Source organism: Massilia sp. FBCC-B171, assembly GCF_059134155.1.
Map to the genome: position 1 here is coordinate 757,988 of NZ_CP101443.1, position 18,805 is coordinate 776,792.

At 67.2% G+C, this 18,805-nt stretch carries 15 protein-coding genes and 2 tRNA genes; 7 read left to right on the forward strand and 10 right to left on the reverse strand.

Going from position 1 to position 18,805, the window contains the following annotated elements; translation table 11 throughout:
- The first annotated feature begins 2 nt into the window (after positions 1-2).
- Genes NMB41_RS03560 through NMB41_RS03575 form a run of 4 tightly spaced genes read left to right on the forward strand, consistent with a single transcriptional unit; the run spans position 3 to position 3,975 of the window.
- The gene (locus tag NMB41_RS03560; protein WP_494381109.1) at positions 3-1,151 is read left to right on the forward strand and encodes an acyl-CoA dehydrogenase family protein; all 1,149 of its coding nucleotides are present in this window, start codon (positions 3-5) and stop codon (positions 1,149-1,151) included.
- Between the two features lie 11 nt (positions 1,152-1,162).
- Positions 1,163-2,314 (forward strand): CaiB/BaiF CoA transferase family protein, encoded by a 1,152-nt coding sequence (locus NMB41_RS03565; RefSeq protein WP_494381110.1) that lies wholly within the window; start codon positions 1,163-1,165, stop codon positions 2,312-2,314.
- Between the two features lie 35 nt (positions 2,315-2,349).
- Complete coding sequence (locus NMB41_RS03570; protein WP_494381111.1) at positions 2,350-3,618, forward strand: DUF445 domain-containing protein; 1,269 nt, start codon at positions 2,350-2,352, stop codon at positions 3,616-3,618.
- Between the two features lie 36 nt (positions 3,619-3,654).
- Positions 3,655-3,975: a putative signal transducing protein gene (locus tag NMB41_RS03575; RefSeq protein ID WP_494381112.1), complete on the forward strand. Its 321-nt coding sequence runs from the start codon at positions 3,655-3,657 to the stop codon at positions 3,973-3,975.
- On the opposite strand, the gene NMB41_RS03580 is transcribed toward NMB41_RS03575, so the two are convergent.
- From NMB41_RS03580 to NMB41_RS03605, 6 genes are all read right to left on the reverse strand, one after another.
- Complete coding sequence (locus NMB41_RS03580) at positions 3,959-5,212, reverse strand: esterase/lipase family protein (protein WP_494381113.1); 1,254 nt, start codon at positions 5,210-5,212, stop codon at positions 3,959-3,961. The genes NMB41_RS03575 and NMB41_RS03580 overlap by 17 nt on opposite strands.
- Complete coding sequence (locus tag NMB41_RS03585; protein WP_494381114.1) at positions 5,181-5,954, reverse strand: hypothetical protein; 774 nt, start codon at positions 5,952-5,954, stop codon at positions 5,181-5,183. The genes NMB41_RS03580 and NMB41_RS03585 overlap by 32 nt, the downstream gene beginning before the upstream one ends.
- A gap of 28 nt (positions 5,955-5,982) precedes the next feature.
- Positions 5,983-6,522 (reverse strand): phasin family protein, encoded by a 540-nt coding sequence (locus NMB41_RS03590; protein WP_494381115.1) that lies wholly within the window; start codon positions 6,520-6,522, stop codon positions 5,983-5,985.
- 46 nt (positions 6,523-6,568) lie between these two features.
- The gene (locus NMB41_RS03595; RefSeq protein WP_494381116.1) at positions 6,569-8,263 is read right to left on the reverse strand and encodes an AMP-binding protein; all 1,695 of its coding nucleotides are present in this window, start codon (positions 8,261-8,263) and stop codon (positions 6,569-6,571) included.
- A gap of 117 nt (positions 8,264-8,380) precedes the next feature.
- Entirely contained in the window at positions 8,381-9,787 is a 1,407-nt protein-coding gene (locus NMB41_RS03600) for a wax ester/triacylglycerol synthase family O-acyltransferase (RefSeq protein WP_494381117.1), read from the reverse strand.
- A complete protein-coding gene (locus NMB41_RS03605; RefSeq protein ID WP_494381118.1) occupies positions 9,787-11,757 on the reverse strand; it encodes an SDR family oxidoreductase in 1,971 nt (656 codons plus the stop codon). The genes NMB41_RS03600 and NMB41_RS03605 overlap by 1 nt, the downstream gene beginning before the upstream one ends.
- Positions 11,758-11,962: 205 nt before the next feature.
- Here NMB41_RS03605 and NMB41_RS03610 point away from each other — a divergent pair, with 205 nt between their 5' ends.
- From NMB41_RS03610 to NMB41_RS03620, 3 genes are read left to right on the forward strand one after another with little or no spacing between them, the layout of a single operon-like run.
- A complete protein-coding gene (locus NMB41_RS03610) occupies positions 11,963-12,715 on the forward strand; it encodes a lipid-binding SYLF domain-containing protein (protein ID WP_494381119.1) in 753 nt (250 codons plus the stop codon).
- A 19-nt stretch (positions 12,716-12,734) separates the two neighbouring features.
- Positions 12,735-15,170, forward strand: a complete 2,436-nt coding sequence (gene ppsA, locus NMB41_RS03615) for a phosphoenolpyruvate synthase (RefSeq protein ID WP_494381120.1) — start codon at positions 12,735-12,737, stop codon at positions 15,168-15,170.
- Positions 15,167-15,568, forward strand: a complete 402-nt coding sequence (locus tag NMB41_RS03620) for a CBS domain-containing protein (RefSeq protein WP_494381121.1) — start codon at positions 15,167-15,169, stop codon at positions 15,566-15,568. The genes ppsA and NMB41_RS03620 overlap by 4 nt, the downstream gene beginning before the upstream one ends.
- Positions 15,569-15,627: 59 nt before the next feature.
- On the opposite strand, the gene NMB41_RS03625 is transcribed toward NMB41_RS03620, so the two are convergent.
- From NMB41_RS03625 to mutL, 4 genes are all read right to left on the reverse strand, one after another.
- Positions 15,628-15,704, reverse strand: a tRNA-Met gene (locus tag NMB41_RS03625).
- Between the two features lie 80 nt (positions 15,705-15,784).
- Positions 15,785-15,861: transfer RNA gene (locus NMB41_RS03630), tRNA-Met, on the reverse strand.
- A gap of 80 nt (positions 15,862-15,941) precedes the next feature.
- A complete protein-coding gene (miaA, locus tag NMB41_RS03635; protein WP_494381122.1) occupies positions 15,942-16,904 on the reverse strand; it encodes a tRNA (adenosine(37)-N6)-dimethylallyltransferase MiaA in 963 nt (320 codons plus the stop codon).
- Positions 16,905-18,788, reverse strand: coding sequence for a DNA mismatch repair endonuclease MutL (mutL, locus tag NMB41_RS03640; protein ID WP_494381123.1), 1,884 nt, complete (start codon positions 18,786-18,788; stop codon positions 16,905-16,907). It abuts the gene before it with no gap.
- Positions 18,789-18,805: the final 17 nt, after the last annotated feature.

Genomic DNA, 18,805 nt, shown 5'->3' on the forward strand with positions numbered 1-18,805 from the left:
AGATGAGCATGGACCTGACCCCATCCTGGATGAACCCGGAACTCGAGAGCTTCCGCGATTCAGTGCGCCGCTTCGTCGCCAGCGAAGTCGCCCCGCACGGCGAGCGCTGGCGCCACCAGCAGCACGTCGACCGCGAACTCTGGACGAAAGCCGGGGAGATGGGCCTGCTGGCGGCCGACATCCCCGAGGAATACGGCGGCTCGGGCGGCAATTTCGCCCACATGGCCATCGTCTTCGAAGAACTCGGTTATGCCGGCGACATGGCTTTTGGCTTGCACGTGCACGCCATCGTCGCCCACTACCTGCTCAATCAGGGCACCGAAGAACAGAAGCAGCGCTACCTGCCCAAACTGGCCAGCGGCGAGATGATCGCGGCCATTGCCATGTCGGAACCGGGCGCCGGCTCCGACCTGAAAGGCATCCGCACCACGGCCGTCAAGGGCGGCAACGGCTACCGCGTGAACGGCTCCAAGACCTTCATTTCGAACGGCTACCTGGCCGACCTGGTGCTGGTCGTGGCGAAGACCGATCCCACCGGCGGTTCCAAAGGCATCTCGCTGATGCTGCTCGAGACCAGGGACAACCCGGGTTTTCGGGTCGGGCGCATCCTCGAGAAAGTCGGGCAGAAGGGGCAGGACACCTGCGAGCTGTTCTTCGACGACGCCCATGTGGCTTTCGAGGGCGTGCTCGGTGGCGCCGAGGGCAAGGGTTTTGCCCAGCTGATGACCGAGCTGCCGTATGAGCGCACCATCATCGGCGTGGCCGGCGTGGCGGCGATCGAACGCGCGTTAAGGCTCACCGTCGAACACACGAAGGAGCGCAAGGCCTTCGGCCAGGCCCTGATCGAGATGCAGAACACGCGTTTTGTGCTCGCCGAGATCAAGACCGAGGCGACCGTCGCGCGCATCTTCATCGACCGCTGCATCGAAGACATGCTGGCCGGCCGCATGGACGCCGTGCGCGCCTCGATGGCGAAGTACTGGATCTCGGACCTGCAATGCAAGGTCGTCGACCAGTGCGTGCAGCTCTTTGGCGGCTACGGCTACATGCTCGAATACCCGATCGCCCAGATGTATGTCGACGCCCGGGTGCAGCGCATCTATGGCGGCGCCAACGAGATCATGAAAGAGATCATCGCCAGGTCGCTATAAAGGAGCGCTGCATGTCCGGACCACTTACCGGTATCAAAATCATCGAAATGGTCGGCCTCGGCCCCTGTCCTTTTGCGGCCATGATGCTGGCCGACATGGGCGCCGAAGTCATCCGCATCGACCGTAAAACGAAACCCGGCGCCGACAACCCGTTCCCGATGCTGGGCACGAAATTCGACGTCATGGCGCGCGGCCGCCGCTCGCTCGCGCTCGACCTGAAGCATCCCGCCGCGCGTGAAGTGGTGCTGAAACTGGTCGAACAAGCCGACATCCTCATCGAAGGCTTTCGTCCCGGCGTGATGGAACGCCTGGGCCTGGGTCCGGATGCCTGCCACGCACGCAATCCGAAGCTGGTATTCGGCCGCATCACCGGCTGGGGCCAGACCGGCCCGCTGGCGCAGGCGGCCGGCCACGACCTGAATTACATCGCCCTGTCCGGCATGCTGCACGCCATGGGCAGGGCAGAGTCGCCGCCGGCGCCGCCCCTGAACCTGGTGGGGGACTTTGGCGGCGGCGCCATGATGCTGGCCTTTGGCGTCGTCTGCGCGGCCCTGGAAGCGCGCAGCTCCGGCAAAGGCCAGACCGTCGACGCCGCCATGACCGACGGCTCGGCGCTGCTGGGCGCGATGATGTACGGCCTGCGCGCCTTTGGTTCCTGGAACGACGGGCGCGAAGCGAACATGTTGGATGGCGGCGCGCCGTTCTACGACACCTATGCCTGCCTCGACGGCAAATTCCTGTCGGTGGGCGCGATCGAACCGCAGTTCTATGCCCAGCTGCTGGCGCTGTGCGGCGCCACCGACCCCGATTTCCAGAAGCAGTGGAGCCAGAAACGCTGGCCCGAACTGAAAGCGAAATTCGCGGCGCTGTTCGCCACCCGCACGCGCGACGACTGGTGCGCGGTCCTGGAAGGGACCGACGCCTGCGTCGCACCGGTACTCGACATGGCGGAAGCGCCCCTGCACCCGCACAACCAGGCCAGGAGCGCCTTCATCGAGATCGACGGCGTCACCCAGCCGGCGCCAGCGCCGCGTTTCAGCCGCACCGTGCCCGAAGCAGGGCAGGCCGCGTGCGCGCCGGGACAGCACAGCGCGGACGTGCTCGCGGATTGGGGCTGGCCTCAGGAGGCAATCGAATCGCTGAAATCATCCCAGGTCATATAGGATTGCTCCGGTAACGATGGGCTACCGGGAGGGGCATGACCAAGGAATTAGAACTCGACAAATCGAAACAGCTGGCGCTGGGCTTTTTTATTGGCGCGGCGCTTCTCTTCGTCCTGAGTTTCTTCCTGCCGCCGTCCTGGTGGACGGGTTTATTGAAAGCCTTTGCCGAGGCGGCGATGGTCGGTGCGCTCGCCGACTGGTTTGCGGTGGTTGCGCTGTTCAAGCGCGTGCCGATTCCCATCGTCTCGCGCCACACGAATATCATCCCGAACAACAAGGTCAAGATCGCCGATAACCTGGCGCTTTTCGTGCGCGAGAAATTCCTCGATACCGATTCGATCGTCCGCCTGATCCAGAAGCACGACCCGGCCCAGAAAGTGGCCGACTGGCTGGTCAAGCCCGCCAATACCGAGCAGATGGGGAATTACCTGGTGAAGGTGGCGATCTGGATGCTCGACTTCACCGAAGACACGGCGATCCAGAATTTTTTGAAGAAAGCCGTGCACACGATGGTCGGCAGCGTCGACCTGTCGAAATCGGCTGGCACCATCCTCGAAAGTTTGACGAAAGGCGGGCGCCACCAGGAACTGCTCAACGAAGGCATTTATCAGCTGGCCAAACTGCTCGACAACGAAGAAACGCAGGCGACCATTTCGCAGGGCATCGTCGACTGGCTGAAGGAAGAATATGCGCTGGTCGAAAAGATGCTGCCTTCCGAACTCATCGGCCGCAAGGGCGCCGATATCGCAGTCAGGCTGGCCTTCGGTATCCTGAACAAGGTGGCGAGCGATCCGCAGCATCCCTTGCGCCAGCGCTTCGATGCGTTCACGCTCGAGTTCATCGAGCGCCTGAAAGCCGATCCGCAATTCTCGCTGAAAAGCGAAGAGATCAAGACCTATTTGCTGAACGACGACACCCTCAACAATTACCTGAAGTCGCTGTGGGGCGATTTGAAGGGCTGGCTGAAGGCCGACCTGGAAAGCCCTGACTCGACCCTGCGCACGCGCATGCAGGCCACCGGCGCCTGGCTCGGCAAGACGCTGGCCGAGGATCCGCAACTGCGCCAGTCGCTCAACGACAACCTGGAGCTGGCGGCGCGTGCAGCAGCGCCGGAGTTTGCCGCGTATCTCACCCGGCATATCGCCGACACGGTGAAAAACTGGGACAGCGCCGAGATGTCAGAACAAATCGAACTGAATATCGGCAAGGATTTACAATTTATTCGCATAAATGGCACGATCGTCGGCGGCCTGATTGGGGTGACGCTTTACTTGCTGTCGTCCTTGCCGGGCATGCTGCATTAAAGGGTAGTACCGGCTCATCCATCTCGAGGAGTGGTTATGGAACAGGCAATGAACGCATGGCTCGCCGCACATCCCGACATCGAAGCGCTTCCCGGGCGTGATCTGTTCATCGTCGCGCGCTACATGATCCCGATGGAAGCGACGCTGATGCAGGGTTGCCTGGAGGCGTCCGGCATTCCGGCGGTATTGGCCGACGCCCATTTGATGCAGGCCGACCTGTTGTTGGCGCCGGCATTGGGCGGCGTACGGATCCTGGTGCCGGCCTCGTTCGTGCAACAGGCGCAGTCGGTCATCGAGGCGTTTCAACGCGGCGAATTCATGCTTAACGAGAATTCCGACCTCAGCGGCGCGTCCTGATGCCGGCCTGGCCTTTGTGCCAGCGCCTGCCGAGCCAATGGCGCAGCTGCGCATACACTTCCGGGCGGCTCAGCAGATCCAGATGGTGCATGCCAAAACCGATCCACTGATGCGAAGCCGGGAAGGCCAGGCTGCGCGCCGGATCGGCGTGCCGGCCGAGCGCCGTGTCGAGCGGCACCAGGCCGTCGCCCAGCAGCCGGTCGCGCAGGTCGCCTTCGCGCCGGCCGGTGGTTCCGGCCGCCGTGTAGCAGCGCACACCCGCCGGCAAGGCCAGCACACGCGGTAGCTTGCCGCCATGGTGGAAGCGGTTGCGCCCGCGCCAGTCTTCGTCGACCAGGTTGGCGTGGCGCAGGTCGGTGATGCCGGCGCTGCGCAGCTTGCCCAACCGCGCAAAGGGCGCCGTGATTACGCTGCGGCCGAGCACGGCGGTAAGCCAGTTGCCATGCCGTTCAAGCGGGGCGCCATGGTGAGGAGTGCCTAGAAAGACCAGATGGCGCAAGAGCGTACGCCACCCGCAGCCGTGTTGTTCGGCGTAGTGGCAGGCGCTGCGTGCCACCAGCCCGCCCATGCTGTGCGTCAGGAGCGCGATTTCCTCGATCGGCCCGGGCCAGGCCGCTACCAGCTCCTCGAGCAGGACGGCCAGCGCGCGGCCATTGGTCGAAATATGACGCCCGCTGTTGTAATGGACATAGAGCGCGGTGTAGCCCAGGTCGCGTGCAAGCGCAGCGCCGTGGTCGTGCCCGGCGCGCCGCCATTGCAGGTCGCAGCGGCACAGCCCATGCACCAGGATCAGCAGCTTCGGCCCGGCGTCCGGCAGTGTCGCGAGCACCTGCGGTTTCAGCGCCAGCGGCTTGCCTTGCGTGCGCAGGCGCATGGGGATGGCCAACGGGTTGCCGGTGCGGGCCAGCAGGTCGCCGAACAGGCCGTTGAGCGCCGCCAGCACCGCTTCGCGCTGCGCTGTCGAAGCGCGCGGCGCGGCCGTGAAGGTGCGCTGTGCGCCGATCCAGCGGCTCGTCACGCGGATCGTGGATTTCACCCTCCGGAACACGATTCCGGCGAGCCCCCCCGCACCCGGTGGCGCCAGCGGCTGGCCGCGCCACTTCAGGTGCAGCACTTCAACCTGGTCGACCAGTACGTCGACGCCCAGCAGCAGCAGGCGCCCGGCGCCATGCAGGTCAGCCCGATGAAAGTGGCGCGGCGGCGTTTCAGGCGGCGATTTCCTTGCGCGCGCGTTCAATGTCGAGCCTTTCCGTTGCATCGTGCGGCGTGGCGCCGGCCGCCTCCTCGCACAGTGCCCGCGCTTGACCGGCGCGCGCTTCGCCGCCCAGCATGACGAGGGCGCGGGCGTATTCGATGCGCGCGATGGCCGAGCCGGGATTGAGCGCCAGCGCCTGGCGGAAATGGCCCAGCGCCGCCTCCCGTTTCGCGCCGTAGGCGAGGCCGGCCACCAGGGCGCCGGCCTTGTCGATGATCTCGGCGTGATAGACGCCCAGGGCGATGTGCGCGTCCGCATGCCGCGGCGCGAGACGCAGCGTGGCCTCCAGGCTGGCCTTGACCTCGCCCGCGACGCCCCGGGCCAGGGCCTCGAGCACCGACCGTTCCTGCGCCAGGCGGCCCAGGGCGTAGGCGTGCCAATAGAATGCCGCCGCGTTGCCGGGCTGTTCCCGCTGCTGGCGCTCGCAGCGTTCGGCTACGTCCTGCAGCCGCGCGCATTTGCGGGCCTGGTGCTCCTCCAGGTAGACGGCGTGTACACAGCTTGCCTTGTTGGCCACCGCATAGCCGTCCAGGCCAGCGGCCAGCCCCGCGCGCGCCGCCTGCTCGAAGCGCCCGGCGTGGAAATCGATCCAGGCGCCTGCCAGCGGCGCGTCCAGCGGCCACGGTTCGGCGTCGCCCGCATGCAGCATGGCCCAGGCGCGCTTCAGGCGCGCGGCCGTGTACTCGAAGCCGGCGCCAGGATAAGGGAAGGCTTTCCATGCCATGGGGACCTCCGGCGTGCCGCCCCACGCGTCAATGGTGGCGCGCGGCGGCTTTCGGCTGGCGTTTGGCGGCCGCGCGCGCCGGCGTCTTGAGCGCGGCTTTTGGCGCCGCCTTCACCGCCGCGGCCGGCTTGGCCGCCACGCTGCGCCGCGCCTGTTTTTGCGGCGCCGAGGCTGCCGCAAAGGCCGCCTTCAGTTCCGCCAGTTCCCGCCGCAACGCATCGAGCTCGTCGTGCGAAGGCACGCCCAGTGCGCGCATCGAACGGGCCACACGTTCCTCGAAGAGTTTTTCGATCCGGTCCCACGAGCCGCTGGCCTGCCGGCCGACACTGTCGGCAAGCCGGCCGGCGCGCTCGGCGACGCCGGAAAGCTTGTCGCCGGCCATTTTCTGGGTCAGCTCATGCAGGTCGACGCCGTCACGCACCAGCTTGTCGAACAGTTCGGTGCCTTCGTGCTGCGCCCGTGCGAAGGCCCCGAGTCCTGCCTGCCAGATCTGCTGGGCCGAGCCGACGACTGCGTCGACGATCGCATGTTGCTCCGCTGCCGCCATTTCCTTGAGTTTCTTAACCATGTCGTTCCCCGATGCTTGTTGAGCAATTGTGCGCGACGCACCGGTTTCAGCCGGCCGCCGCCCGCGCGGCGCCTTCTTGCGCCTCTTCGTCCACCACCACGCGCCGCAGGATCTTGCCGATATTCGATTTCGGCAGCGGCGCGGCGCGGAACACGACGTACTTCGGCACTTTGTAGCCGGACAGCGACTCCCGGCAGTGCGCCAGCAGTGCCTCGGCCGTCAATGCCGGATCGCGCCGTACGACGACGATCTTGACCACTTCCCCGGCCCGTTCGTCCGCCGCCGGCACGGCAGCCACTTCCGATACGCCCGGATGCATCGCCACCACCTGTTCGATTTCGTTTGGATAGACCTTGAAACCGGAGACGACGATCATGTCTTTCTTGCGGTCGACCAGTCGGACGTAGCCGCGCTCGTCGAACAGCCCGAGGTCGCCGGTACGCAGCCAGCCGTCGCCGGCGAATACGTGCGCGGTTTCCTCGGGCCTGTTCCAGTAGCCCTGCATCACCTGGGGGCCGCGCACGCAGATTTCGCCAGTTTGGCCAGGCGCCAGCGCTTGCCCCTCGTCGTCCAGGATCGCCACCTCCGTCGAAGGCAGCGGCAGCCCGACCGCGCCCGAAAAGCGCGGCAGGTCGAGCGGGTTGGCGCACACGATGGGCGAGGTCTCGGTCAGGCCGTAGCCTTCGACCAGGGGCACGCCGAACACCTGCTGCCAGCGCTCGGCCACCGCGCGCTGCACCGCCATGCCGCCGGCCACCGCCAGCTTCATGCCGGCCGGATGCAGCTGGCCGATCCCCGGCGCCTCCAGCAGGGCCTTGAACAAGGTGTTGACGCCGATCATGACGCTGAACGGCGTGTGGCGCATTTGGCCGATCAGGCCGCCGATGTCGCGCGGGTCGGTGACCAGCACGATGTGCGCGCCCAGGCGGCAGAAGGTGAGGGTGGCGGTGAGCGCAAACACGTGGTACAGAGGCAGCGGGATGATCGCCGTTTCCTTGCCTTCTTCCAGGAAGCCGCCTACCCAGGCCGCAGTCTGCTCGATGTTCGCCAGCACGTTGCCGTGGGTGAGGATGGCGCCTTTCGGCACCCCCGTGGTGCCGCCGGTGTACTGCAGGAAGGCGATGTCGGACCGGTCCAGGGGCACCTCCTCCATGGCTGCTTCCTTGCCGCGCGCCAGCGCGTCGCGCCAGGCGAGCGCGCCCGGGATATGCCAGCGCGGCACCATGTGGCGCACGTGCCTGACGACCAGGTCGACGATCTGCGCCCTCGGAAACGGCAGCATGTCGCCGACGGCGGTGACGACAACGTGGCGCACGCTGGTGCGCTCCAGCACCTGTTCGAGTGTGTGGGCAAAATTTTCGAGCACGACGATGGCGCGCGCGCCGGCATCGTTGAGCTGGTATTCCAGTTCGCGCGGCGTGTATTGGGGGTTCACGTTGACGACCGTGCAACCGGCCTGGAAGGCGCCGAACAGCGCAACCGGGTATTGCAGCAGGTTGGGCAACATCAGCGCGACGCGCTCGCCCCGGCCGAAGCCTGCTTGCCGCAGATGGGCGCCGAAACGGCCTGCCTGCCGCGCCAGCGCGTTCCAGCTCAGCGTGGCGCCCTGGTTGCTGAACGCCGGCTGTGCGCCATAGCGCTCGACGATCCAGGCCAGCAGGGCGTTGAACGAGGCGAACTTGCCGGCATCGACCTCTGCGGGTATGCCGGGGGGATAACTACTGAGCCAAAAGCGTTGCATACAGGGCCTCGTCCGTGCGAAGGCAGGCGGACCCATACACTGGCGTGCACCTGACGGCGCGGGTGGGTCTGTTCTCAGATAGTAGGGCGCTCACCGGCCCCATATCTTTGATATACATCAAGTCGAGGCAGGCCATGGCAGCATCAGCGCATGCAGCAGCAAGGCCTCGAACTCGTTCATGAAGCGCGGCGCCAGTGTGTGCGGATCAGGGACGCGGTGGGCGTCGGCAATGACGCCGACATCGACCTGGCCGGCGTAGCTGAGCATGCTCACGCCCAGTCCGATGCCGCCCGATTGCGGCACCCAGAACATCTGGCGCGCGATGCGGCGCCCGGCCAGGTAGCGCGGCTGCCCGGCGCCGCGCACGTTGGTGACGACCAGGCTGGCGTTGGCGGCCAGCGTTTCGAGCACGCGCTCCTTCAGGAATTCCGGGGCCATGCCCATGCCGGCCAGGATGCCGAGGGCGACCAGCGGCTGCTGCGAGTGCTTCAACGCGGCCATGCGGCGCCGCACTTCGGCTACCCGCTCGACCGGATCGTCGATGCCTACAGGCAGGCTCAGGAACACCATGCCGAAGCGGTTGCCCAGTTCCTGCACCGGGCCGGGCGGGCGCAGGTTGACGGGCACCAGCGCGCGCAGCTCGATGCCGTCGACCGGCTCGCCACGCTCGCACAGCCAGGCGCGCAGGGTGCCGGCCAGGCAGGCCACCAGCAGGTCGTTGACGCTGCATCCGAACACCGCGCACACGGCCTTGACGTCGGCCAACGCCAGGGGCTCGGCCCAGGCCACCCGCTTCATGACGCCCAGTTCGCCCTTCAGGCCGGTCGCCGAATCGGGTGTCATGGCGGCGATCACCCCGGCCTGGTACAGCAGGTCGGCCGCGCCCAGGGCGGCGGCGAGCGCAGTGCGTGGCGCGGCCAGCAGGGCGGCGCCCGTTTGCGCCGCGCCGAGCGCAGCGCGCAGGGCGTCGCCCGCCGTTTCGGCTGCGCCACCGACGAGGCGCTCCCAGGCGCTGTGCGGCGGCGCCGGCGCGCTGTTGCCGTGCGCGGCGTGCGGATGCGCCGGATCCGCATCGGTCAGGGCATCGACCACGTGCAGCAGGGCGAAGCCGTCGCCGTAGCAATGGTGAATGCGCAGGATCAGCGCACTGGCATGCGCGCCCTCGGCCAGGTGGAATTGCCACATCGGCCTGTGCGGGTCGAGCGCGGTGCTGGCCAGGTCGCCGGCGAGTTCCTGCAGCGCGCCGCGTCCGGGCGGCAGGGCGACCCGCCGCACATGCCAGTCCAGGTCGAACTGCGGATCGTTCTCCCACGCCGGCGCCTCGGGCGGGCCCGCCACGCGCTGCAGGAAGCGGTGAAAGCACAGCATGCGCGCCTTGACCACCTCACGCAGCGCGTGCAGGTCGAGGCGGGTCTGGAACAGCATCATCCCGCAGACCATCATCAGGTTGGTCGGCCGGTCCATGCGCAGCCAGGCCGCGTCGATCAGCGACATCGGCTCGGGCGGCGCGTCGTGCTGCGCCATCAGAGGTGCACGCCGTGCAGCAGGTGCTGCATGGCGCGCAGTTCGGGCGAGGCCGGCGCACCCTCGGCTTGTTCGGGCTCCGCCGACAGGCGATAGGCGCTGTTCATGATGATCTGCGCCATGCGCGGGGCGGCCAGCTGCACGCCCAGGCCGAGCATGCCGACCTCGGTGGCAATGCGCGCCGGCGCCTCGACGATGGCTTGCACCACCAGCTCGGCCGCCTCCTCCGGCGTGAGCGCGGGCGCGTCGCGGTAGGCGCGGGTGGGCGCGATCATCGGGGTGCGCACCAGGGGCATGTTGATGGTGGTGAAGGCGATGCCCTCGTCGGCCAGTTCGGCGGCGGCGCAATACGACCACGCTTCCAGTGCCGCCTTCGAGGCCACGTAGCCGGAAAAGCGCGGCGCATTGGTCAGCACCCCGATCGATGAAATGTTGATGATGTGGCCGGCGCGGCGCGCCAGCATCGCCGGCAGCAGGCCCATGCTCACGCGCAGGGCGCCGAAGTAATTCAATTGCATCATGCGCTCGAAGTCGTGCAGGCGCCCGAGGCTTTCCGCGAGCGCGCGCCGGATCGAACGGCCGGCATTGTTGACCAGGATATCGACGTGTCCATGTTCGTCCAGCAGCACCTGCACCAGGCGTGCGCAGTCGGCGCCATCGGCCAGGTCGGCACGGTAGGCGGCAACGTCGAACCCGCGTGCCTGGATGCCGGCGCGCGCCGCGGCCAGCTTCGCTTCGTCGCGCCCGCAGATCAGGGTGCGCGCGCCGGCTTCGGCCAGCCGGTGTGCGGTGGCCAGGCCGATGCCGGAGGAACCGCCGGTCACCAGCACCACTTTGCCCGCCACGCGCGCGCGCAGGCTGCGCTCGACGTGCAGGGCCGGATCGAGGTGACGCTCCCAGTAGTCCCACACGGCGGCGGCATACTGTTCCAGCGGCGGGCAGGCGATGCCGCTGCCGGCCAGCGCGGCGGCGGCGGCGCGGTTGTCGAACCGGGTCGGCCAATTCAGCAGCTGCAGGATGCCCTGTGGCATGCCGAGGTCTTCCATCAGGGCCTGTCGAAGCCGGCGCACCGGGGCCAGCGCGCCGATGCTGCTGCGCAGCCAGGCCGGCAGCAGGTCGAGGACGGCGGCGTTGACGTGCAGGCGCATGGGCGGTGCATGGGCGGCGCGCGCGAAGATGTCGAGCACTTCGCCCACGCGCCGGGTGGCCGGATCGGTCAGGTGGAAGCACTGGCGCTCGCGGCCGGGCAGGTGGGCGATATGGACCAGCGCGTCGACGACGTAGTCGACCGGGACGATGTTGACCCGGCCGCCCTCGATGCCGAGCATGGGCAGCCAGGGCGGCACCAGCGCGCGGATGCGCTGGATCAGCTTGAAGAAGTAGTACGGGCCGTCCGCCTTGTCGGTTTCGCCGCTGCGCGAATCGCCCACCACCAGGCCGGGACGGTAGATGCGCCACGGCAGCGCGGCGCAGGCGCGCACCAGTTGTTCGCCAGCGTGCTTGGTCGCGAAATAGGGATGGTCGAGCTGCTCGGCTTCATCGAACATATCTTCGCGAAAAGTGCCGTCGTACAGGCCGGCCGCTGCCACCGAACTCATGTGGTGGAAACAGCCGGCGCCGAGGGCCGCCGCCAGGTCGAGCGCATGGCGCGTGCCGTCCACATTCGCCCCGGCCTGCGGCCCCGGCGCCGCGCGCAGGTCGTACAGGGCAGCCAGGTGAAAGAAGTGGTCGACCTGGCCGGCCAGCGCGGCGCGCGCCGCCTCGGGTACGCCCAGCAACGGCTGCAGCAGGTCGCCGTGCACAGGCGTGACGCGTGCCGCATCCGCGCCCCAGAATTCTTGCGCCCTGGCCAGCGTGGCGCCGCTACCGGCGCGCACCAGCACCGACACCGTGTTGCCCGGCACCGCCAGCAGCTTGCGCACCAGGCGCTTGCCGATGAAGCCGGTCGATCCCGTGACGAAGTAGCGCATCGTGACTCCTCCGCTCAGTGCCGGCACATGCAAGCCTGCCTGGCCGACAGTGTGATCGTGATCCGCTCCGATCCGATTGTAAAGCCCAGCACAACGTGCCATGGCCGATGTCCGCGCGCTTGATGTGGATCAAAGGCTGCCCGCCCGTCGCGGGACTAGCATGACCTGACACCACTGCTCAACAACTGCTTGCGGGAGGGACATCATGCCAATCGAACACAAGAGGCGTGCCAGCGCCATTGCTTGCGTCGCCGCGCTGTCGCTGTACGGCCTTGCCCAGGCCCAGGCCCCGGCCCCGGCTGTGACCCCGGCCCCGGCCACCCGGGCAGCGCCCGCCGATTCCGTTTCCAAAGCGCAGAATAACGCCGAAGCGCGCGTCACGGCGGCGCTGGCGGTGGTGCCCCAGATCGAGGCCGATCCGCGCATGAAACAGCTGTTGCAAACGGCCAAGGGGATCCTGATCGTGCCCAAGTTCGGGCGCGCGGCGCTCGGCGTCGGCGCCCAGGGCGGCGCCGGCCTGCTGCTGCTCAGGCACGCCGACGGCAGCTGGAGCGGCCCGGCCTTCTACGACCTCGGCGGACTGACCGTGGGCCTGCAGGCAGGCGGTGAAGGCGGGGCGATCGCCATGGTCCTGAACAACGACAAGGCGGTCAACGAATTCATGAAACGGACCAATTTTTCCCTCAGTGCCGAAGCCGGCCTCACCGTGGTCAACTGGTCGAAGCTGGCCATGGGCACAGCGGGCACGGGCGACGTCGTTGCCTGGAGCGGCACCAAGGGCTTGTTTGGCGACGCCGCCGCAGTGGGCTTGACCGGTATCCGCTACAACGAGAAGCTGACCAACGCCTATTACGGGCGCACGCTCTCACCCAAGGACATCGCCGGCGCCAGCGTGAGCAATGCCCAGGCCAAGCCGCTGCAGCAGGCGCTCGGCCGGGCGTCGGGCCACGCCGGCTAGGCAGGGCAGGCGATCGCTGATGAATGCGGACACGCGCCATATCCGCTGGTTCTCGGAACTGGGCAATGCCGACGTCGCCCTGGTCGGGGGCAAGAACGCCTCGCTCGGCGAGATGTTCCGGGAATTGACGGCGCAGGGCGTGCGCGTGCCGAACGGGTTCGCCATCACCGCCGAGGCCTACCGTTATGTGCTCGACCAGGCCAATGCCTGGCCGGCGCTGCATGCGGCGCTCGATGGCCTGGACGTTCACGATATCGACGACCTGGCGCGGCGCGCGCGCCGGGCGCGCGACATCGTCTACGCTGCGCCGCTGCCCCCCGACCTCGCTGCGGCCGTCTCGGCCGCCTGGGCCCGGCTGCAGTCGCAATACGGCGAACAGCTGACAGTGGCCGTGCGCAGTTCCGCCACCGCCGAGGATTTGCCGACGGCGAGCTTCGCCGGCCAGCACGAGACCTATCTCAACATCAGTGGCGAAGCGCGCCTGCTCGACGCCGTGCGCCGTTGTTTCGCCAGCCTGTTCAAGGACCGTGCCATCAGCTACCGCGCCGAGAACGGCTTCGACCATTTCAAGGTATTCCTCTCGGTCGGGGTGATGAAGATGGTGCGCTCGGACCTGGCCGCGAGCGGCGTCATGTTCACGCTCGACACCGAGTCCGGGTTTCGCGACCTTGTCTTCATTACCGGCGCCTATGGACTGGGCGAGAACGTGGTGCAGGGGACGGTCGACCCCGACGAATTTCACGTCTTCAAGCCGACCCTGCGCCAGGGGCGCCGCTGCGTCCTGCGGCGCGCGCTGGGCAGCAAGCAGATCAAGATGGTGTATGGAGGCGGCACGGCGCGCGAAAGCACGCACAACGTGCCTACCTCGCTGCACGACCAGCGCCGTTTCTGCCTGTCCGACGAGGACGTGCTGGCGCTGGCCGACGCCGCCCTCGTGATCGAAGAGCACTACAGCGCGCGCGCCGGCCACCCAATGCCGATGGATATCGAGTGGGCCCGCGACGGCATCGACGGCCAGCTGTATATCGTCCAGGCGCGGCCGGAGACCGTGGCGTCGCAAAAATCGCTGGCCAGCTACGACGAGTACCGCTTGGCGACCACCGGGCCGGCGCGTGCCAGCGGGCGCGCTGTCGGCACCCGGGTCGCATCCGGGGTGGCGCGCGTGATCCACGATGTGGCCCACCTGAACCAGTTCCAGGCGGGCGAGATCCTGGTCGCCGACACCACCATGCCCGACTGGGGCACGGTCATGAAAATGGCGGCGGCAGTGGTCACCAACCGCGGCGGGCGCACCTGCCACGCCGCCATCGTGGCGCGCGAGCTCGGCATCCCGGCCGTGGTCGGCTGCGATAATGCGACCGACACCATTCATAGCGGCGAGGAAGTGACCGTCTCCTGCGCGGAGGGAGACCGCGGCCACGTGTATGGCGGGCGCATCCCGTTCGAAAAAACCACGACCGACCTGTCCGGCCTCGGCAAGCCGGCCACGCATCTGATGCTCAACATCGGCAACCCGGACCTGGCTTTCCACGCCGCGCTGCTGCCCAGCGACGGCGTCGGCCTGGCGCGCATGGAATTCATCATCGCCGACCAGATCAAGGCCCATCCAATGGCACTGGCCCATCCGGAGCGCGTGCGCGATGACGCCGTGCGCGCCGCCATCGGCCAGCTGACGCACCTGTTCGCGCAGCCGGCCGACTATTTCGTGCGGCACTTGTCCGAAGGGGTGGGGACGATTGCCGCGGCCTTTTATCCGAAGCCGGTCATCGTGCGCATGTCCGATTTCAAGACCAACGAATACGCCGGCCTGCTGGGCGGCGCCGACTTCGAGCCGCGCGAGGAAAATCCGATGCTGGGCTTTCGCGGTGCCGCGCGCTACACCCATCCGGCCTACGCCGACGGCTTCGCCCTCGAATGCCGGGCCATGAAGCGGGTACGGCAGGAGATGGGCCTGGACAACGTGAAGCTGATGATCCCGTTCTGCCGCCGGGTGGCCGAAGCCAGGCAGGTGCTGGCGGCGATGGCGGCGCAGGGACTCGAGCGCGGCGTCGACGGCCTGGAAATTTATGTGATGTGCGAAATTCCGAACAACGTGATCCAGATCGACGCCTTTGCCGCGCTGTTCGACGGTTTCTCGATCGGCTCGAACGACCTGACCCAGCTGGTGCTCGGGGTCGACCGCGATTCCGAGATCGTCGCCTTCGATTTCGACGAGCGCGACCCCGGCGTCACCGAGCTGATCCGTCAGGCGGTCGAGGGCGGGCGGCGCAACGGCCGCCATGTCGGCATCTGCGGGCAGGCGCCATCGGACTATCCCGAGGTGGCGGACTACCTGGTGCGGCTCGGCATCGACGCCATCAGCCTCAATCCCGACACCATCTTGCGCACCACGCGGCTGGTGCTCGACCTCGAGCAGCGGCTGGGACGCGCGCCGCGGGCAGGGAGAACCCCATGAGCAAGCCGATCGCATCGATCATGCAGACACAGGCCACGACGGTCGACATGGACGCCACGCTCGAGCAGGTCGAAGCCATTTTGTTCCAGCATCGTTTGTCGGCCGTTCCGGTCATCGAGCGCCCCCATGGCGCCGTCCTTGGCATCATCAGCGCGCGCGACCTGGCCCAGGCGCGCCATGACAAGCGCAAAGCGCAGGAAGTGCATGCCTGGGAAATCTGCTCGTACAAGCCGGTGGAAGTTGGTCCCGGCGCGACACTGAGCGATGTGGCGCGGATGATGGTGGCGCACGACATTCATCATGTGTTGGTTACCGACAATAATGCAATTGTCGGCATCGTGTCGGCGCTCGATTTCGTACGCCAGTTCATCGAGGATGACGCGGGAACGTCAGCTTGACCCCAACAAAAAAAGGCCCGGCTCGATGTGAGCGGGGCCTGGTCTTTGCGCGGCGAATCTGGTGGTGATAGGTGGACTTGAACCACCGACCCCAGCATTATGAGTGCTGTGCTCTAACCAACTGAGCTATATCACCGAAGCGGTACCAGAGCGTTGACAGGCGCTCTAAAGCAAAATGGCCCGACTCCTGAGGAGCCAAGCCATCTGCCTGAATTCTGGTGGTGATAGGTGGACTTGAACCACCGACCCCAGCATTATGAGTGCTGTGCTCTAACCAACTGAGCTATATCACCAAGAGATCGCTATTATCCAAGGCGCCGCGCGTTGTGTCAAGGCTGTGTACGCGGAGCAACCACGGTTTTTTGGCGTGCTGCTAACTTGGCAAGCCCTGCAAGTGCCCCAGGATTTCGCCGGCCGGGTCTTGCCCCAGGCAGTCGACCACGATCCGGTCCGGCATCGCGCGCAGCCAGGTGATCTGGCGTTTGGCCAGCTGGCGGGTGGCGATGATGCCCGTTTCGCGCAGCGCCGCGCGGTCGATCTTGCCATCCAAATAATCCCAGCTCTGGCGGTAGCCGACGCAGCGCATCGAGGGCAGGGTCGGCGACAAATCGCCCCGTGCCCGCAGGCGCGCCACTTCGGCCACGATGCCTTCGTCGTCCGAGTCGCCCAGCATTGCATCGAAGCGCAGCGCGATCCGTTTGTGGAGGACGCTGCGGTCGTTCGGCTCGAGCGCGAACGAGACCAAGTTGAAGGGCAGCTCGGGTTTCGCGCGCAGCGCCAGCAGTTCCGACATCGGTTTGCCGGTCAGCGCGATGATTTCCAGGGCGCGGTTGATGCGCTGGGCGTCCGCGGGCGCCAGGCGCGCGGCCGTCACCGGGTCGAGCGCCTGGAGTTTTGCGTGCATGCCGGGCCAGCCGATGCGCGCGGCTTCGGCGTCGATGGCGGCGCGCACGTCGGCGTCTGCCGTCGGCAAGTCGTCCAGACCATCGGTCAGCCCCTTGAAATACATCATCGTGCCGCCGACCAGCAGCGGCAGCTTGCCGCGCGCGCCGATCTCGGCCACCAGGCGCAGGGTGTCGGTGCGAAACTGCATCACCGAATAGGCCTCGCGCGGGTCGATGATATCGATCAGGTGATGCGGCACGGCGGCCAGTTCCTCCGGCGTGGGCTTGGCGGTGCCGATGTCCATCTCGCGGTAGACGAGGGCGGAGTCGACCGAGATGATCTCGCTCGGGATTTCGCGCGCGATCGCCAGCGCGGCGGCAGTCTTGCCCGAGGCGGTCGGCCCCATGATCGCCACAGCCAGCGGCTTGGCGTCCTTCGATTCACCCATCATTTATTGGCCGCGCAGAAAAAGTTTGTCGAGCGCCGAGATGTCGAGCTGGACCCAGGTCGGGCGCCCGTGGTTGCACTGGTCGGCGCGCTCGGTGCTTTCCATCTGGCGCAGCAGCGCGTTCATTTCGGGATTGCTCAGGATGCGGTTGGCGCGCACGGCCGTGTGGCAGGCGAGGGTGCCGAGCAGTTCGTTGCGGCGCTCGATCAGCACGCGCGAGCCGCCGAATTCGCGCACGTCGCGCAGCACGTCGCGCGCCAGGGTCTGGGCGTCGGCGTTTTTCAGGAGCGTCGGCACCGCGCGCACGGCCAGCGTCGTCGGCGACAGGGCGGCGATGTCGAAGCCGAGCGCCTGCAGGGTTTCCTGGTGGTCGGTGGCGGTGGCCACTTCGATTGCATCGGCGAAGAAGGTGACCGGGATCAGGAGCGACTGCACCTGCATGTCCTGGCCGTCGACCTGGGCGTCGAGCGCGTTTTTCAGCTGCTCGTACAGGATGCGCTCGTGCGCGGCGTGCATGTCGACCAGCACCAGGCCGCGCGTGTTCTGCGCCAGGATGTAGATGCCGTGCAGCTGGGCCAGCGCGAAGCCGAGCGGGAAGTCGTCGTTGCTGGGGCCATTCGAGGGCGCCGGCATCGGCATGGCGGCGGACGACGCCGGCCGCGCCGCCGAATCGGCAAACAGCGCGCCGTAGTTCGCCGTGCTCTGCGCGACCCCGCCCTGCTCGGGCGCATCCCAGCGGCTGCCGGCCGGGAAGGGCGAGGGCGAGAAGGTCTGGCTGAGTTGCGTGCCGAAACCGGTCTGCTCGTGCGGACGGCGCCAGTCCGTATTCGATGGCGTGATCTCGGCCGCGCTGATCGGCGCCGGGCTGCTGCCGTGCGCCGTGGCCGAGGTCGCGGCGAGCGATCGCTGCACCGCGTGGAACACGAACTGGTGCACGGCGCGGCTGTCACGGAAGCGCACTTCGATTTTCGACGGGTGGACGTTGACGTCGACCAGCGCCGGATCGAGGTCGAGCGCCAGCACGTAGGACGGAAAACGGTCGCCGTGCAGCACGTCCTGGTAAGCCGCGCGCACCGCGTGCACCAGCAGCTTGTCGCGCACGTAGCGCCCGTTCACATAAAAGAACTGGCCATCGGCGCGCGCCTTCGAGGCGGTCGGCAAGCCGGCAAAGCCGTGCAGGCGCAAGGGGCCGGCGGCTTCGTCGATGGCCAGGCGCGCTTCGGCGAAATCGCTGCCCAGGATCTGGCTGCTTCGCTTGGCCATCTCGCACACGTTCCAGTGGTCGATCGTGCGCCCGTTATGGGTCAGGCTGAACGAGACGTCCGGACGCGACAGCGCGATGCGGCGCACGACTTCGGCGCAGTGGCCATACTCGGTCTGTTCGCTTTTTAAAAATTTGCGGCGCGCGGGCGTATTGAAATACAGGTCCTGCACGTCGATCGTGGTGCCGCAGGGGCCGGACGAGGGCGCCACCGTACCCAGGTGTGAGCCGATGATTTCCCAGGCGTGCGGTGCATCCTTTGTCCTCGAGGTGATCGACACGGCCGCCACCGATGCGATCGAGGCCAGCGCCTCGCCGCGAAAACCCAGGGTGGCCACGTTTTCCAGCTCGGTCAGCGAGGCGATTTTCGAGGTCGCATGGCGTGCCAGGGCGAGGGGCAGCTGCTCGGGTGCGATGCCGCGGCCGTTGTCGGTGATGGCGATGCGCTTGACGCCGCCTTCCTCGAGCCGGATCGCGATCTGGGTCGCGCCCGCGTCGAGCGCGTTTTCGAGCAGCTCCTTGACGACAGCCGAGGGCCGTTCGACCACCTCGCCGGCGGCGATCTGCGAGATCAGCTGATCGTTCAGCTGCTGGATGGGGCGATGGGTGGGGACGGGCGCGTTCATGGCCACGATTATATCCC

Coding starts and splice junctions, on each gene's coding strand:
- NMB41_RS03560 (WP_494381109.1), top strand. CDS start 3: ATGAGCATGGACCTGACCCCATCCTGGATGAACCCGGAACTCGAGAGC.
- NMB41_RS03565 (WP_494381110.1), top strand. CDS start 1,163: ATGTCCGGACCACTTACCGGTATCAAAATCATCGAAATGGTCGGCCTC.
- NMB41_RS03570 (WP_494381111.1), top strand. CDS start 2,350: ATGACCAAGGAATTAGAACTCGACAAATCGAAACAGCTGGCGCTGGGC.
- NMB41_RS03575 (WP_494381112.1), top strand. CDS start 3,655: ATGGAACAGGCAATGAACGCATGGCTCGCCGCACATCCCGACATCGAA.
- NMB41_RS03585 (WP_494381114.1), bottom strand. CDS start 5,954: ATGGCATGGAAAGCCTTCCCTTATCCTGGCGCCGGCTTCGAGTACACG.
- NMB41_RS03590 (WP_494381115.1), bottom strand. CDS start 6,522: ATGGTTAAGAAACTCAAGGAAATGGCGGCAGCGGAGCAACATGCGATC.
- NMB41_RS03595 (WP_494381116.1), bottom strand. CDS start 8,263: ATGCAACGCTTTTGGCTCAGTAGTTATCCCCCCGGCATACCCGCAGAG.
- NMB41_RS03600 (WP_494381117.1), bottom strand. CDS start 9,787: ATGGCGCAGCACGACGCGCCGCCCGAGCCGATGTCGCTGATCGACGCG.
- NMB41_RS03605 (WP_494381118.1), bottom strand. CDS start 11,757: ATGCGCTACTTCGTCACGGGATCGACCGGCTTCATCGGCAAGCGCCTG.
- NMB41_RS03610 (WP_494381119.1), top strand. CDS start 11,963: ATGCCAATCGAACACAAGAGGCGTGCCAGCGCCATTGCTTGCGTCGCC.
- ppsA (WP_494381120.1), top strand. CDS start 12,735: ATGAATGCGGACACGCGCCATATCCGCTGGTTCTCGGAACTGGGCAAT.
- NMB41_RS03620 (WP_494381121.1), top strand. CDS start 15,167: ATGAGCAAGCCGATCGCATCGATCATGCAGACACAGGCCACGACGGTC.
- miaA (WP_494381122.1), bottom strand. CDS start 16,904: ATGATGGGTGAATCGAAGGACGCCAAGCCGCTGGCTGTGGCGATCATG.
- mutL (WP_494381123.1), bottom strand. CDS start 18,788: ATGAACGCGCCCGTCCCCACCCATCGCCCCATCCAGCAGCTGAACGAT.